This window comes from Micromonospora sp. NPDC051141, from assembly GCF_044455765.1.
In the GTDB taxonomy this organism is placed as follows: domain Bacteria; phylum Actinomycetota; class Actinomycetes; order Mycobacteriales; family Micromonosporaceae; genus Micromonospora.
Genome location: NZ_JBITFD010000013.1, coordinates 171,085 through 186,062, shown reverse-complemented (window position 1 = coordinate 186,062; position 14,978 = coordinate 171,085). Strand labels below are relative to the sequence as shown.

At 71.2% G+C, this 14,978-nt stretch carries 9 protein-coding genes and 1 pseudogene; 9 read left to right on the top strand and 1 reads right to left on the bottom strand.

Annotated features, from left to right (window positions below; genetic code table 11):
- The first annotated feature begins 18 nt into the window (after positions 1 to 18).
- The 7 genes and pseudogenes from ACIA6B_RS24160 (at position 19) to ACIA6B_RS24130 (ending at position 9,799) form a co-directional block, all read left to right on the top strand.
- Positions 19 to 615, top strand: a complete 597-nt coding sequence (locus ACIA6B_RS24160; protein WP_396776544.1) for a hypothetical protein — start codon at positions 19 to 21, stop codon at positions 613 to 615.
- 403 nt (positions 616 to 1,018) lie between these two features.
- A pseudogene (locus ACIA6B_RS24155) lies at positions 1,019 to 1,147 on the top strand (IS5/IS1182 family transposase); the annotation flags it as partial.
- A 1,448-nt stretch (positions 1,148 to 2,595) separates the two neighbouring features.
- The gene (locus ACIA6B_RS24150) at positions 2,596 to 3,081 is read left to right on the top strand and encodes a hypothetical protein (protein WP_396776542.1); all 486 of its coding nucleotides are present in this window, start codon (positions 2,596 to 2,598) and stop codon (positions 3,079 to 3,081) included.
- A gap of 654 nt (positions 3,082 to 3,735) precedes the next feature.
- Positions 3,736 to 6,504: a BTAD domain-containing putative transcriptional regulator gene (locus ACIA6B_RS24145; RefSeq protein ID WP_396776609.1), complete on the top strand. Its 2,769-nt coding sequence runs from the start codon at positions 3,736 to 3,738 to the stop codon at positions 6,502 to 6,504.
- Between the two features lie 90 nt (positions 6,505 to 6,594).
- Complete coding sequence (locus tag ACIA6B_RS24140) at positions 6,595 to 7,317, top strand: hypothetical protein (protein ID WP_396776540.1); 723 nt, start codon at positions 6,595 to 6,597, stop codon at positions 7,315 to 7,317.
- A gap of 53 nt (positions 7,318 to 7,370) precedes the next feature.
- Positions 7,371 to 8,258 carry a hypothetical protein gene (locus ACIA6B_RS24135; RefSeq protein ID WP_396776538.1) on the top strand — a complete coding sequence of 296 codons (888 nt, stop codon included), beginning with the start codon at positions 7,371 to 7,373 and terminating at the stop codon, positions 8,256 to 8,258.
- A gap of 245 nt (positions 8,259 to 8,503) precedes the next feature.
- Complete coding sequence (locus tag ACIA6B_RS24130) at positions 8,504 to 9,799, top strand: M23 family metallopeptidase (RefSeq protein ID WP_396776536.1); 1,296 nt, start codon at positions 8,504 to 8,506, stop codon at positions 9,797 to 9,799.
- A gap of 51 nt (positions 9,800 to 9,850) precedes the next feature.
- Here ACIA6B_RS24130 and ACIA6B_RS24125 read toward each other — a convergent pair whose 3' ends face one another.
- Complete coding sequence (locus tag ACIA6B_RS24125; RefSeq protein WP_396776533.1) at positions 9,851 to 12,139, bottom strand: DUF4153 domain-containing protein; 2,289 nt, start codon at positions 12,137 to 12,139, stop codon at positions 9,851 to 9,853.
- Positions 12,140 to 12,302: 163 nt separating this feature from the next.
- Between ACIA6B_RS24125 and ACIA6B_RS24120 the strand changes: the two genes are divergently transcribed.
- Together ACIA6B_RS24120 and ACIA6B_RS24115 are read left to right on the top strand one after the other, a co-directional pair.
- Positions 12,303 to 13,202, top strand: a complete 900-nt coding sequence (locus tag ACIA6B_RS24120) for a lytic polysaccharide monooxygenase (RefSeq protein ID WP_396776531.1) — start codon at positions 12,303 to 12,305, stop codon at positions 13,200 to 13,202.
- 124 nt (positions 13,203 to 13,326) lie between these two features.
- Positions 13,327 to 14,628: a hypothetical protein gene (locus ACIA6B_RS24115; RefSeq protein ID WP_396776529.1), complete on the top strand. Its 1,302-nt coding sequence runs from the start codon at positions 13,327 to 13,329 to the stop codon at positions 14,626 to 14,628.
- Positions 14,629 to 14,978 lie beyond the last annotated feature (350 nt).

Genomic DNA, 14,978 nt, shown 5'->3' with positions numbered 1-14,978 from the left:
CAACTTTCAGGATGAGGCATGAAAGCACTCCGACGGCTGAGCAAAGCCGCCGCACTTCTGGCTGTCGTCATCACCATAGCGGCACCAGCGTCAGCTGCATCCGGAGAGCCCTCGCGTCGTGCGATGCCGACCGCCGAATCCACAGAGTCGCAGTGCAAGGCACCTTTTGAACTCCCGCAGCCGTTTCTGGTCTCCGGTGTGCAGTGCAGCCCTGTCGTGCATCAAAGAATCTTCTACTTCATGACTGGCTGCGTTTCTCTGAAGTCCGGCATGGGCTATGGGTGGCTTGAGTTTGAGAACCCGCTACCGGCGGCTCGTGACATGAGTGGCGATTTGAGCCCGACCGCCACCGACGACCCACTGGATCCAGTGTATGTCGACACCGTCACCTTCATGAACGTTACCACGGGCGGGCGTCGTGAACTCGATCGAAAGAAGTGGTTTCCGGTCGGTAAGGGGGGCTGGTACGCGACCTACACACTTCCCGTGGAAGTTGGTGACAAGCTGGACGTAATTTTTACGTACGCTTTCAAGGACGGAAAGAAGGGAATGACGACATTTCATTGGGGGATTTGCAATCCATACGTCGGCGTGCCGGAAAGTACGCCTCTCTGAACGAGTGGAGGCTGGCGGCCGGACCCGCCACCTGTGGCGACCGAGGGAGACGCCGGGTGACCGCCCGGCCGGCCGGGCAGGTCCAGCGCACAGCAACGGCTCGGGGTCACCGTTGGAGTCCCGGCCGGCAGCACCCGCTGAGGGCTCCTGACGCGCTGGACGACACGCGGCTCGGCACCCGTCCTGGCCGACAATCTGTGCCTCCGCAATCTAGTCGGTGACGAACCGAGGCGGTACCGCACCATGATCGCCATCGGCGGCAAGACCCTGCCCGGTGTCCGCACTGGTGGACCTTCGGCCTTGGCAGACCAGGTACGCGCACCTCAAACGGCTGAACAGGCGGGCGTACCGAGCGGATCCCGACCCGACCACGTAAGCAGATCTGGGCAGCTCAGGGCCGTGAGCCCGAACCCGCGGCGGGATCTCCGACTCGGAGAGCGTGCAAGGCGCCGGCGCCGTACCGTGCGACTCCCGCGGCTACAACGCGGGGAAGAAGATCAACGGCCGGAAGCGGTCCATCGTCACCGACACCTCGACCGTCCACCCACGCCGCTGGGTCGTGGCGCGGGCCCCTGGCCTGGCTCACCGCCCATCACTGCCTGGCCCGCGACTACGGAACCCACCGCGCGACGTCCGAGGCCATGATCCGATGGGCCCGCCTCGGCATGCTCTGCCGCCTCGCCCGAGGCGGAGCCGCCACCCGCCAACAACGCCTCACCTTCGACACACGCGACTGACAGCAATGTGAAACGCGCTCCGAGATGAACACAGAACCGCCAATAAGGACTGGTTCGTATGGCTAGCTGAGACATCAGCGAACTGAAGGGGTCGACCATAAACAAGAAGGGCACGGTGGGCGCGGGAGCCCTGCTGGCCGCCGTCGCTGCCGTCACGGCCCTGGGTGGGTTCAGCGTCGGAGCCGCAAGCACCTCACCCGCAGCCTCCACCACCACTTTGCCAGCCTTGCGTACGCCGCACGGGTATGTCAGCTGGGCGCTTTTTGAGCCAGCTAAAATCACGCCGAGGTTCAGCCTCACGCCTCCCGGTACCACTCCACTTCACGCGAAGGTCTCTACTGGTCGCTACAGTGTCACGTGGCCCAAGGCCCCGACCGCGAGCGTGTCGGTGCAAATCACGCCGATTACCGCAAACGACGCCATGTCGAACTGCCAGGTTGTTGGTCTACCTGTTCTCGACTCGATCGCAAAATTCTTAGCTTCAAGGTCGCCTGCACCAACAGCGTTACGGGGGCACCGCAAGATTCGCCCTATTACATCGAGGTCAAGGCCTGACGTGACCTCCAGGGAGGGGTTCGGAGTGTGAGATCCGTTTCGGGTTGAGGGGATACTCCGGGCTCGTCCTCGATGAGGACGTGGCAGTAGACCAGCGTTTCAGCTTCGCGCGGGTGCCTTCGACGTGTTTCGGTAAGGGCTCGACGTCGAGGGCGAGGCAGGTGCCTTGGCGAGCATGCCAGCGGGCGCGGTGCCCGAAGACATGCAGAATCTGCTGTTAGGCCCGCTGGCGACGGTGGGGTCGGCGGCGGTGAACTGGCGGCGGTGAGGGTTTGCGGACCGACGACCCGAAACTGATTTCCCTGCCCCTGGCGCATCGAGAACGCCTCCCGACAGAAACCGGATCGGGGGGATCGCGACCCTGCGCCACACCGCGATCGAGTTGTACCGCATCACCGTCGCGACCAAGATCGCCCGCGTCGTCCGCCAACCCAGCCGCCGCTGACGCCACCTGATCACCGTGTGACCAGCAGCTACCCGAACGTAGTGACCTTCGGAATCCGAGCGCCTGGTTGTCCGTGAAGCCCTCTCCTTCGGAGCCGGTCTCGACACCCGATTGAGGGAACTGACCGATTGTTGCCGAGAGGGGCGCTGCTGGAAAATTGCGGGAACACTACAATTGTGTGGACCCACGAAGGGCCTTGCCATGGTTCTCTCAGTTCGGCGCTCTCTGCGTATCGCACGAAACTTGTTGATCATGCTCATTTCGTTTGCGCTGGTGGGAGTTGTTGCTCCGATCGGCCCTGCTGCGGCTGCGCCGGCATGTCAGCTGCCGTTCGAGGCGCCCACTCACCCGGAACTGCTGAGCTACAACCTCTACTGCTCTCCTTGGCGCAATTCGCCGAGTGACGACTCCTGGCTGAACCTCCGTAAAGGATATATGGTCTTCCCTAATACCGAGATCGTCTACCTGGAATACTGGAATCCGCCGAAGTTCTCCTTGGCGCCGGTGGAGGATCCAGACAAGGAGCGCGGCATCTACGTTGATTACATCAAGATTGTAAATACCAAGAACGGTCGCGTGACCACCTGTGAACCCAAGACTTGGCTCCCGGTGAACGAAAAAGATTTCTGCCGCTTCGACCGGCTGGTGGGGCACACGAGCAAGATCACTGTCGAGATGCGATACCTTTACCGCAAGAATCATTGGTTGACCGACATCTGGATCGAGTAGACCCCTCCGCCTCGACATCGGAACAATTGCCGATGTCGCCCCATTGGGCGCATCACGCCAGCCGCTTGAGTGCCACGAATGCGCCCACAATGATCCGCGCCCTTATGGCAGGCCTTGTCCATTTGTGGAAGTGGTGGGACTCGGCACCCTTGCCCTTCTAGCGCATCGGCCAGGGCTCGAAGGGCGGAGGTTCATGGTCGAGGCGGGGCGGCGATTCGATTCGAGGCCCTGCTGATCGGCGGGGATCCTGCTCGACGCTTGGCTGACCGTGGCGATCGAAGAGCGGGTACGCCCCCACACTCGGGCGCGTCACAGGCGGCGTCACAGATCAAGCTCAAAGAGCTGGCATTGGACGGCAGCGCGCGGCACAAGATGACATAGGGGCAGGCCCATATCCGCACTTGGCGGCAGGTGTTGGGGCGGTCCGGCATTGACGGTGACGAGGCTCACCTTTCTGGCAGTGTGGGGGTCAGGGGTTCGAGTCCTCTCGGCTCCACCCTTGGAACATCAGGTCAGCGGCCCCGCCGAGTGACCCTCGACCGGGCCGCTGAATTTTTGGTGCCTGAACTGCCGCCGTCGCCGGGCTGCTGTCCACTGCGCGACGAACGGATCGAGCCGGCAGGATCCGGGCATTAGCGTGATTCGGTGGGATCGATGGACGGCACCGGTGTACACGTCAGACTGCTCGGGCCGGTGGAGGTGGTCGTCGCCGGCCGCCCGCAGGCGGTCAACGGTGTACGCCGCAGGACGGTGCTCGCGGCACTGGCGTTGCGGGCGGGTCGGGTGGTGAGCGTCGACCGGCTCATCGACGTGGCGTGGGGCGGCCATCCTCCGGCCACCGCCGGGAACACGCTGCAACGCCACATCTCCTACCTGCGGGAGGTGCTCGGCGTACCCGGGTCGATCGTGGCGCGGCGGCCGGGCTATCTGCTCGACACCGGGCCGGAGTCGACGGATGTCCAGCTCGTCGAGCGCCTGCTCGACCTGGCCCGGCAGTCGGCGGACCAGGCCGAGCGGGTGGCCCACCTGACGACCGCGGTGACGCTGTGGCGTGGACCCCCACTGGCCGACGTGACCGGGTCCGGCTGGGTCGAGGAGCAGGCCGAATACCTGGGCCGCCTGCGACTGGAGGTCGAACGGGCGCTCGTCGACGCCCGGCTGGCCGTCGGCGAGCACACCCGGCTCGTCCCCGGGTTGGAACGGCTGGTCCGGCAGCATCCTTTCGACGAGCACCTGCACGCGCAGCTCATGGTCGCGCTCTACCGTGACGGCCGGCAGGGCGAGGCGGTCGCCACGTACCGCCGGCTGCGCGACTCCCTCCGGGAGCACCTCGGCCTCGACCCGAGCCCGCGGCTCCGGGACCTGGAGTGCGCGGTGCTGCGCCAGGACCCCGGCCTCGCGGCGCCCGCCCCGGCGGCGGCGCAGACGGCGGTGGCGGCGCAGCTTCCGCCCTCGTTGCCGACGTTCACCGGCCGTGACGCGGAGATCGCCACCCTCGACGCGCTCGCCGCGCGCGGCGGCGCCGTGGTGGTGTCCGGTACCGCCGGCGTCGGCAAGACCGCGCTCGCCGTGCACTGGGCGCATCGCGCGGCCGGCCGGTTCCCGGACGGGCAGCTCTACGCCAACCTGCGCGGCTTCGACCCGGCGGCCACCCCGACCGAACCGGCGAGAGTGCTGCACGGTTTCCTGGCGGCGCTCGGCGTTCCGCCGGCCCGGATGCCCACCGAACCGGACCTCATGGTCAGCCTGTACCGCACGTCGGTGGCGGGCCGGCGTGTGCTGGTGGTGCTGGACAACGCCCGCGACGCGGACCAGGTCCGTCCGCTGCTGCCCGGCTCGCCCGGCTGCCTCGCGGTCGTCACCAGCCGCGACCAGCTCGTTCCGCTGGTCGTCACCGAGAGCGCCCAACCGGTGAACCTTGATCTCCTGAGCCCCGGCGAGGCCCGTGACATGCTGGTCCGCCGACTCGGCGCCGGCCAGGTCGGCGCCGAACCCGCCGCAGCCGACGACATCGTCGCCCGCTGCGCGCGGCTGCCCCTCGCCCTGGCCATCGTCGCGTCCAGGGCGGCGACCAATCGGCACTTCTCGTTGGCCGCGATCGCCGGCGAGTTGGGCGACCTGGGCGCCTTCCACGGCGGCGACGAGGTCACCGACGTCCGGGCTGTCTTCTCCTGGTCGTGCCGGACGCTCAGCCCGGCCGCGCTCCAGCTGTTCCGGCTGCTGAGCCTGCATCCCGGCCCGGACGTCTCCGCCGCGGCCGTGGCCAGCCTCGCCGGCGTCACCCGCTCGGCGAGCGCTCCGCTGCTCGCCGAGTTGACCCGGGCGAACCTCTTCACCGAGCACACGTACGGGCGGTTCGCGTTCCACGACCTGCTGCGCGCGTACGCCGCCGGTCTCGCCGAGGCGGCCGAACCGGCGGGCGACCGCCGGGACGCCGTCCACCGGTTGCTGGACCACTACCTGCACACCGCGCACGCCGCCGACCTGGCCCTGCACCCGCACTTCAGCGAGATCAGCCTCGCGCCGCAGCGGGCGGGCGTGACATCGGAACGCCCCACGAGCAAGGTGGCCGCCACCGCGTGGCTCACCGCCGAACTCCCCGTCCTGCTTGCCGCGGTGCCGCTCGCGGCGCGGTCCGGCTTCGAGGGCCACGCCTGGCGGCTCGCCTGGACCCTGGCCGGCTTCCTGCACCGGCAGGGGCACTGGCAGGACTGGCTCGGCACCCAGCAGATCGCCCTCGCCGCCGCGTCCCGGATCGGGGACCGGACCGGGCAGGGCCACGCACACCGCAGCCTCGGACTCGCCTGCTCGCGGCTCCGCCGGTACGACGAGGCCGCCGACCACCTGGGGCGTGCGCTGGACCTGTTCACCGAGGTCGGCGACGACAGCGGGCGGGCACACACCTGTCTCAACCTGGGTCAACTGGCCGAGCGGCAGGGGCACCACCAGCAGGCGCTCGACCATTCCCGGCGGGCGTCGACCCTGTTCCGGGCGGCGGGCAACCGGGCGGGGCGGGGCTACACCCTCAACGCGGTCGGCTGGCAGGAGGCGCTGCTCGGCAACTACCACCGGGCCCTCGAATCGTGTGATGAGGCGCTGCGGATCCTGCGGGAGGTGGACGACGTGCAGGGGCAGGCCGACACCTGGGACAGTCTCGGTCACGCCCACCACCGGCTCGGGGACGACCGGCGGGCGATCGCCTGCTACGAGCACGCCCTGGAACTCTTCACGCAGGTCCATGACCGTTACGCCGAGGCGAGCACGTACGTCAAGCTTGGCGGCAGCCATCGGGCGCTCGCCGACCTCGGCGCCGCCCGTGCCGCGTGGCGCCGCGCCCTGAGCATCCTCGACGACCTCGGCGACGCCGACGCCGACGCGATCCGCGCCGACCTCGACCAGCTCGACGCCACGCCACGTCGCTGACGGCCCGCTTTCCGCGTCCTTTCCGGACCGTTTCAGCGCGGCCCGGCACGCTGCGGACACCAGTTTCCTTCGTCAGGAATGGAGTGTTCGATGAGTCGCTTGGCACACCGCCTCGCGGTGCTCGGCGTGGTCGGCGGGATGGTGCTGGCCACGTCTTCCACAGCCGTCGCCCAGCCCGACGGGACGCCGGACAAGGGGACCGACTGTGTGGTCCAGTACACCGACGACCGGGGCGTCGTCGTTCGCACCGGGACCGAGTCCGAGGGCCGGGAGTACGGCCAGTTCCGTTGCCTCGGCGGGCAGTGGACGTTCGCCTGGGCCCCGTTCGACGCGGACGACATGATCATGTCGGACGAGATCTTGATCAGCCCGTCCGGCGCCGTCTCGGTACGCCGGTTCACCGGCCCCGCGCTCGGCAACGACCTCACGCTGGGCGAGATCGCCGCGATCGAGCAGGCCGTCTCCGGCAGCGGACGCGTGACCATCGACCGCGCGATCGTGGCGGTCGACGACGGCAAGCAGCGGACCCCGGAGCAGATCGCGGCGCTGCTGGCCGGCAAGGACGACACCGGGGTACGGGTGCTGGGCACCGTCGACAAGCCGGATGCCGCCATGTCGGTGAAGGAGATCGTCGACGAGGCCGGCGGCACGCCCGAGACGACAGTCGTCTACTTCAGTCTCTGGGGCGCGATCAAGGCGGTGTTCGCGTGGATCGTGGACACGGTCAGCGGGGTCGGTGACTGGATCGACAGGCATTGCCGCTGGTGGCCTTCGTCCAGCGGCGTGGGCGCGGTGTTCGAGTGTCGCTGGTAGCCCGTGCGCGCGGTCGGCGGGTGACCGCGCCGGCACAACGAGAAGAGGACAGGATGACAGTTCCACGCAACCTCACCAGGCGCGTCACCATTGTTGTCGCGGCCCTGATCGTCGGGCTGACGGCGTCGTACACCCCGTCGCACGCCGCGGAGGGCGAGGCGACGACGACGATCACCGACCATCCCGGTGCCCCGGGAACGATGCTTCGGCAGTTCGAGGACCTGACCGGCCGGCCCGTCGGCGACCTGGACAAGGTGCTGGCCGTCGACGCCGGGGGCCGGAGTCTCACCGGCGACGAACTCGACGCGCTCGTGGCCGGTGAGAAGGTCGACGGCGTGCGGGTCGTGGGCACGATGCCGGGCGGCCGGGACATCCTCGGCACGACCATGGCCGACCTCGCCGACGGCAGCTACGACGGCACGGACGGCGGGGGGACGACGACCACGTCGTTGATCTTCGCTTCGTCGGTGCCCGATGGCCGGGACTGGTGCCTGACCATGTGCGTCGCCAACGGCAAGTCCATCTGGGAGTGTCTCCTGTCGCGTCGGGGAACCGGCCAGGTCCTCACTCTCGGACTCGCCGGCGACACCACGGTGGGCGGGATGAAGGCCGCCGTCGAGAAGGTCAACGGCGTCGCCGTCACCGGACCGGACACCGTGGCGACCCTGGTCGGCGACCGCGAGCCCACGGCAGCGGAGATCAGTACGCTCCTCGACGGCCGGGACGTCGAGTCGCTGCGTCGGGTGGCGACCGTGGACCGGCCGGATCCCGGCTGGGCGTTGGTCGACGTCGCCGAGAAGTCCGGCGTGCCGTACGCGAAGACCAGGGCCCACATCTTCACCTTCAGTGTTCCCATCCTCGGGAAGATGCTCGCGGTCTGCGTCTCGCAGGACGACGGGAAGACCTGGAAGTGCTCGGTCCGCCCGTGGAGCGGGTTCTAGCGGGCGGAGCCGGCGCCGAACGCCGTCCGAGCCCCGCTGCGGGGCCCGGACGGCGTTGGGTCGCCCCGGCAGTTCGTTGCCCCGGCACCGCGTTCGGACGCCGGTACGGCGCGAGCCCTCGTCACCACCCCTACGCGGTAGGTGGACCGGGACCCCGGGAGTCGGAATGATATCCACGTCTGTCGAAGGATGGGCGGAGGCGGGCCGGAGTCGAACCGGCCGCCCGGGTGTCGGAAGGGGTCGGAATGACGGAGAGCGGGCAGCGCGGCTGCTGCGGGGTCGATCGGCGTACGGTGCTGCGTGTCGCCGCGCTCGGTGCGGGCGCGTTGGCGGTGGGCGGGGTGATGCCGCCCGGTGCCGCGTCCGCCGCGCCGGTCATCTACAACCCGTTCAGCGCCTACCCGATCACCGATACCTGGGAGGGGCACCTCAGCCGGGGCTCACGCGGCGGCATCGACTTCGGGATGGGGGTGGGGACGCCGCTGCCTGCCTGCGGCGCCGGCACCGTCCAGAACATCCCCTACAACGGTGACGGCGGGCACACCGTCACGATCCACCACGGGGACGGCTACCGTAGCCAGTACCTGCACCTGTCGCAGTTCCTGCTCGCCGACGGCGCCGGCGTGGGCGCGGGCACCATCGTGGGCCGCTCCGGCGGCGCGCAGGGCGCACCCGGGTCGGGCAGCTCGACCGGCCCGCACCTGCACTGGCACATGATCGACCCGGCGGGGACGTACATCAGTCCGCTCGAATACATCGCCCGGAATCCCGCCGCCCAGCCGCGTCAGGTGTTCGAGGCGGCCAGCAACGCGGGGTGGCGGGCGCTGCCGGTCTCCGGCAGCGGCGGCGCGGTGACGGGCTCCGCGGTGGCGTCGATCGGACCGGGCGACACGAAGATCATCTACTCGCTGAACGGCGGGCGGGTCTTCGAGGCGGCCAGCAACGCGGGGTGGCGGAACCTGTGGACCGGGATCTCCGGCGCGCAGGGCACCGCGTTGGCGGCGTTGAGCCTCGGCGGCGAGAAGCTGATCTACAGCGTGGTGGGCGGATACGTGCACGAGGCGAGCAGCTACAACGGCTGGCGCAACCTCAACAGCGGCATCGGCGGCGTCGCGTCCTCCTCCATCTCGGTGATCGCGCTGGCCGGCGTGAAGTACGTCTACAGCATCGTCGGCGGCTACGTGCACGAGGCGCACAGCGCCAACGGCTGGCGCAACCTCAACACGGGTATCGCGGCGTCGGCGGTGGCGGCGATCACGCTCGGCGACACGAAGATCATCTACTCGCTGAACGGCGGGCGGGTCTTCGAGGCGGCCAGCAACGCGGGATGGCGGAACCTGTGGACCGGGATCTCCGGCGCGCAGGGCACCGCGTTGGCGGCGTTGAGCCTCGGCGGCGAGAAGCTGATCTACAGCGTGGTGGGCGGTTACGTGCACGAGGCGAGCAGCTACAACGGCTGGCGCAACCTGAACAGCGGCGTCCGTGGTGACACGGCGGCCGTGCTGGCGTTCGGCGGCGTCAAGCACATCTACGCCGCCTGACCCGCCGGGTGGACGGTCGGGCCGCCGGCAGGGGCGGCCCGACCGGTGGCGTCAGCGGGGACGCCGGGTCTTCGGCAGGTCGAACTGGTCCGCCCGGCGGCAGTCCTTCGGGCCGCCGACCGCGCCCGGACCGACCCGGTCGAGGGCCTGGCGGGCCCGGTGCCGGCCCAGGTTCCAGGCGTACCAGGGGTCGGGCTGGTCGAGGTCGTCCGCGATCCAGCTCAGCGTGCAGCGGCGGACCGGGTCGGGGAGCCGGGTGAGGGCGGGCGTGGCGTCGGCGGAGAGCGCGCGCAGGTACCAGGCGTCGATCTTGCCGGTCTGCTCGTACCGGAGGGTGTTGCGCCGGGCCGCGTAGTCCTCCGGGTTGAGCACCGCGAGACCGAGCAGCATCGCCACCGCCAGCGCCACCGTGGCGCCGGGGATCCAGCCGCCCCGCCACCGCACGCCGGCCGCCAGGATCATCAGGAAGACCGCGCCGAGCAGCAGCTCGAACGCCATCACGAAGATCCGCTCGCCGGTGAAGCTGTAGACCTTCTGGTACGTCCACATCCGGGACAGCGCGGACACCACGATCACCACGCTCAGCGCGCTGAGCAGGCCGAGCAGGACGCGCAGCAGGATGCGTTCGACCGCCCGTTCCCGGCCGGCCCAGCGGCTCACCGCGCCGAGCACCGCCACGGTCAGCAGCGTGACGAAGAGCAACTGCCAGAAGCCGCTGCGGGCGTACTCCGCGTAGCTGAGCCCGGCGACCTTCCGCACGTGCCGCTCGCCGCCGAAGAGCACGGTGAACTGCACCACCACGAAGCCGGCGAAGAGCAGCGTCAGCGCCGCGATGGCCGGCGCCCACTCCAGCAGGCCGAGCCGCCGCCCGCTGGCCCGGTCCACGGTGGACAGCTCCGGTGGGGCGGCCAGCGTGTAGACGGCGGCGACCGCGATCAGCCCGCCCACCGCGGCCAGGAACAGCCCGCGGAACACCGTGCCGAGGTCGACCTCGGGCACGACCGTGCCGAGCGCCTCGGAGAACGCCGCGTCGGCCGAGGCGAGCAGACTGCCGAAGACCACCAGCACCACCACGGTGGCGACCACCGAGACGGTGACCTTGCGGACCGTCGCCGCTCCGGGCGAGGCGGTGACGTGACCGCGGACCCAGGGCAGCCCCCGGAACGCCGCGAACGGCGTGGCGACCAGGCCGAACAGGATCGAGCGGACCAGCCGCCCGCCGATGATCGCCAGCGTGGCGCAGCCCAGCGCGCCGAGCACGCAGAACGTCACCAGCCACCAGGCGTTGCGGAACGCCGGCACGGCGAGCAGGGCCAGGGCCGCCGCCGCCCAGCCGGCCCGGATCAGCCGGTCGGCGCGGGGCAGTTCGGCGGCGCGGGCGCGGACCGCGAACAGCACCCCGAGGGTGAGCGTGAGCCAGCCGAGGAACCAGCCGATGCCGACCCGGCTCAGCGGGACGAAGACCGCGCTGCCGAGCGCGCCGGCGAGCACCGCGAGCGGCACCGCCCGGCCGGTGGCCGGTTTCGGGCCGGGCCAGCGCGCGCCCAGGAACGAGGTGCGGGGGGCCCGTGGCCGGGACGCCCAGCCCGGTGCCGGCGGATGGGTGACCCACGGTCGCATGTCCTGGTGCCCCGGCCCGGGCGCCGCTCCACCGTGGACCGGCGGAAAGACGTGCCCGGTGGGCGCCGTCGGGGTGCCCGGGCCGCCCGTCGGCGCGGCCGACACGGCCAGGGCGGGCGACACGGCCAGGGCGGACGGCGTGCCAGGAGCCGTCGGCGTGGCGACCGGTGGGCCCGGGACCGACGGCGTGCCGGCCGGTGCGGCGGCGCCCGTCGGCGCCGACGTGCCGGGCGCCGGGGCCGGCCCGGTGCCGGTCGGCGTCGTGGTCGGGACGCTGCCCGGCGTCGCCGCGTCGCCGTCCGGACGCGCGCCGACCGGTCGCGTCGGACCGGCCGTCGGCGGAGTGGCGTCCGAGGGGCCGGCCGGGGCGGCGGGAATCGGGGTCTCGACGGCCGGCGGCGCGGCCTGGGCGGGCACGCCGGTCGGGGTCTCGACGGCCGGCGGCGCGGCCTGGGCGGGCACGCCGGTCGGCGTCGGCTGACCGGCGGCCGGGACCAGCGGCACGAACAGCGCGTAGCCGTGGGTGCCGGGCGGCACGACGACCGGGATCGCCCAGGCCGGTTGGCCCTCCGCGCCGGGCCACGGCACCGGGGGCGGCGCGCCCTCCGCCGGGGGCAGCACCAGCAGGTACGGCTGTGCGGTGGGCGGCAGGTCGCCCGTCGGAGACCCGTCCGTGGGGGCGGGACGGGGCGGCTCGGATTGCTGTGCCGGCTCGGGCAAGACGCGCTCCTCGATCACAGGGTGTCGTCACTGTAGGGCCCGCCCCGACCGCTCCGCCGCCCCGGTTGTCCGTTCGGCCAGCCGAGCCTGACCGGTCGTGGCGCGGGCGCGGATCGAACCTTTGCCGCTTCCGGCCCGTACCAGTGCGCGGGAGGTCGATCACATGGGCACACGTCGCGCGCTCGTCGCGTTCGCCGTCGTCGGCACGACGCTGCTGCTCACCGCCGTCCCGGCGAGCGCCCACGGCGCGCCGACCAGCCCGCTGAGCCGCGCGGCGGCGTGCGGGCCGGAAGGTGGGCGGGCGGAGACACCGGCCTGCCGGGCCGCGATCGCGGCCGGCGCGGCGGTACGGGAGTGGGACAACATCCGGGTGGCCCGGATCGACGGGCGGGACCGGGAGCGCATTCCGGACGGCGAGCTGTGCAGCGGCGGGCTCTCCGCGTACCGGGGGCTGGACCTGCCCCGGACCGACTGGCCGGCGACCACGCTCACCGCCGGCGCCCGGCACACCTTCCGCTACCGCACCACGATCCCGCACCGGGGCACGTTCCGGTTCTACGTCACCACCGCCTCGTACGCCCCGAACGCGCGGCTGACCTGGGCCGACGTGGAGCGCAAGCCGTTCCTGTCGGTGACCGACCCGCCGATCCGCGACGGCGCGTACGAAATGCCGGGACGACTACCGGCCGGGCGCACGGGCCGGCACCTGATCTACGTGATCTGGCAGAACTCGAACACCCAGGACACCTACTACTCCTGCTCCGACGTGATCTTCCGCGCGGCCTCGCGCCCCACCCGGCCGGCCGCACCGGCGGCGAGCGCGGCGGTGCCGCGTACCCGCTCGGAGTCGGCGACCGCGGACGCGCCGGGAGTGCCGGTCGCGGCGGTGACCGGGACCGGACCGTTCTCCCGGTCGCTGGTCGGCGGCGCGGCGGCGGCTGTGGTGGTCGCCGCGCTGCTGGCGGCCGTGGTCGCCCGGCGGATGCGGCGGGCCGGCGGCCCACCGCCCGGACGGCCGTGCGGGGTCCGCAACCATCGCGCCGGGCGGCGCCGGATCTGGTGAGACGACGGCCCGGGCGCGGCCCGGGTCGTGGCGCGGGTCGGATGACCGGCCGCGCAGTCACCCGATCGGTCGCTCCCGCGTTGCCCCGGTGTCGGACCCGCCAGGGCAACGCAGAGGAGTGTCGATGTTCCTACGTATCGCAGTGGTACTCACGGTGCTGGCCGCCGCCGTGCCGGTCGGCCCGTCCGCGTCGGCGGCGCAACCCGTCGCCGCCGACGACTTCTCGCTGACCGTCGCGCCCGCCGCCGTCACGGCGGTGGCCGGACATCCGGCCCGGGTGACCGTCGACACGGTCACCACCAGCGGGGCGCCGCAGCCGGTGGCGCTGCGGGTGACCAACCCGCCCGCCGGCGTCTTCGCCACCGTCACGCCGGCCACGGTGACGAGCGGGGCCTCGGCCACGGTGACGGTGCAGACCTCCGTCTCCGCCCGCGCCGGCACCTTCACGCTCGTCGTCGAGGGCGTCGGCGCGACGCTGCGGCACCAGGCGTCGCTGCGGCTTGTGGTGCGGACGCCGACCGCCGTCCGGGCCGCCTTCTACTACCCGTGGTTCCCGGAGGCGTGGCGGCAGCGCGGGCTGGACCCGTACACCAACTACCGACCGAGCCGGGGCAGCTACACCGTGGACGCGACGGTGGTCCGGGAGCAGGTGGCGGACATGCGGTACGGCGGCATCACGGTCGGACTGGCGTCCTGGTTCGGTCAGGGCACCACCACCGACCGGCACTGGCCGGCGCTGTTCCGGGGGGCCCGGGACACCGGGTTCGCCTGGGCGCCCTACTACGAGCCGGAGGGGCGGGGCCGGCCCACTCCCGACCAGATCGCCGCCGACCTGCACTACCTGCGCAGCACGTACGGCGGGGACCGCTCGGCGCTGGCCGTGCTGCCCGGTCGGGGCATGGTGGTCTTCGTCTACAACGCCCTCGACCTGACCATGGCGGAGGGCTGCGAGACCGTCGGCCGCTGGATCCGCGCCCGCTCGCTGCTCCAGCAGCTCTGGGGCGAGTCCATCTATCTGAGCCTGAAGGTGTTCTCCGGCTACCGCGACTGCGCCGGCAGCGACACGGTGGACTCCTGGCACCAGTACGCCCCGGCCCAGCCCGAGTCCAACTTCAGCGGGGCGCCGGGCGGCTCGTACTCCGTCTCGCCGGGCTTCTGGAAGGCCGAGCTGCCGTACGGGCGCTCGCCGTTCCTGGCCCGGAGCCTGGACCGGTGGCGGTCCGGGGTGGCCCGGATGACCGCCTCCGGGGCGTTCTGGCAGCTCGTCACCACGTACAACGAGTGGGGCGAGGGCACTGCGGTCGAGAGTTCCGTGGGGTGCCGGGGCGCCGCGCCGGCCGGCGCGCTCTGCGACTGGAGCGGTGACGGCCGGTCCGACTTCGTCGCCGTGCTGCACGACCACCCGCCGGTCGTGACGTCCGGCTGACGGGCGGCGCGCGGCCTCGACCACGTGCCGCCGCCGCGACCGTGGCGTTCCGCTGTCCAAATAACGCATTGCCGCCCCCACCCGGGGCGTCCCCATTCATCACTGCGCCATTGTTGCGACGCGCCGCGTCGCAACAATGGCGCACTTTTTTCACGGTGCCCGCCGGGCGCCGCGCGGCAACGTGAAAAACCTACGACCGACGCCTCTGAGCTGGCAATGTGCCTCGTCTATCTATGAACCACTGCGGTCCGGTTCGTTTATTGCACGTGTCGTGGTGCTGACGTTTCAGGAACTGGAAGTCTGCTGTTAACCCTCCGTACTCTTTGCGCATCCGAGCCGCCACCCCGTGC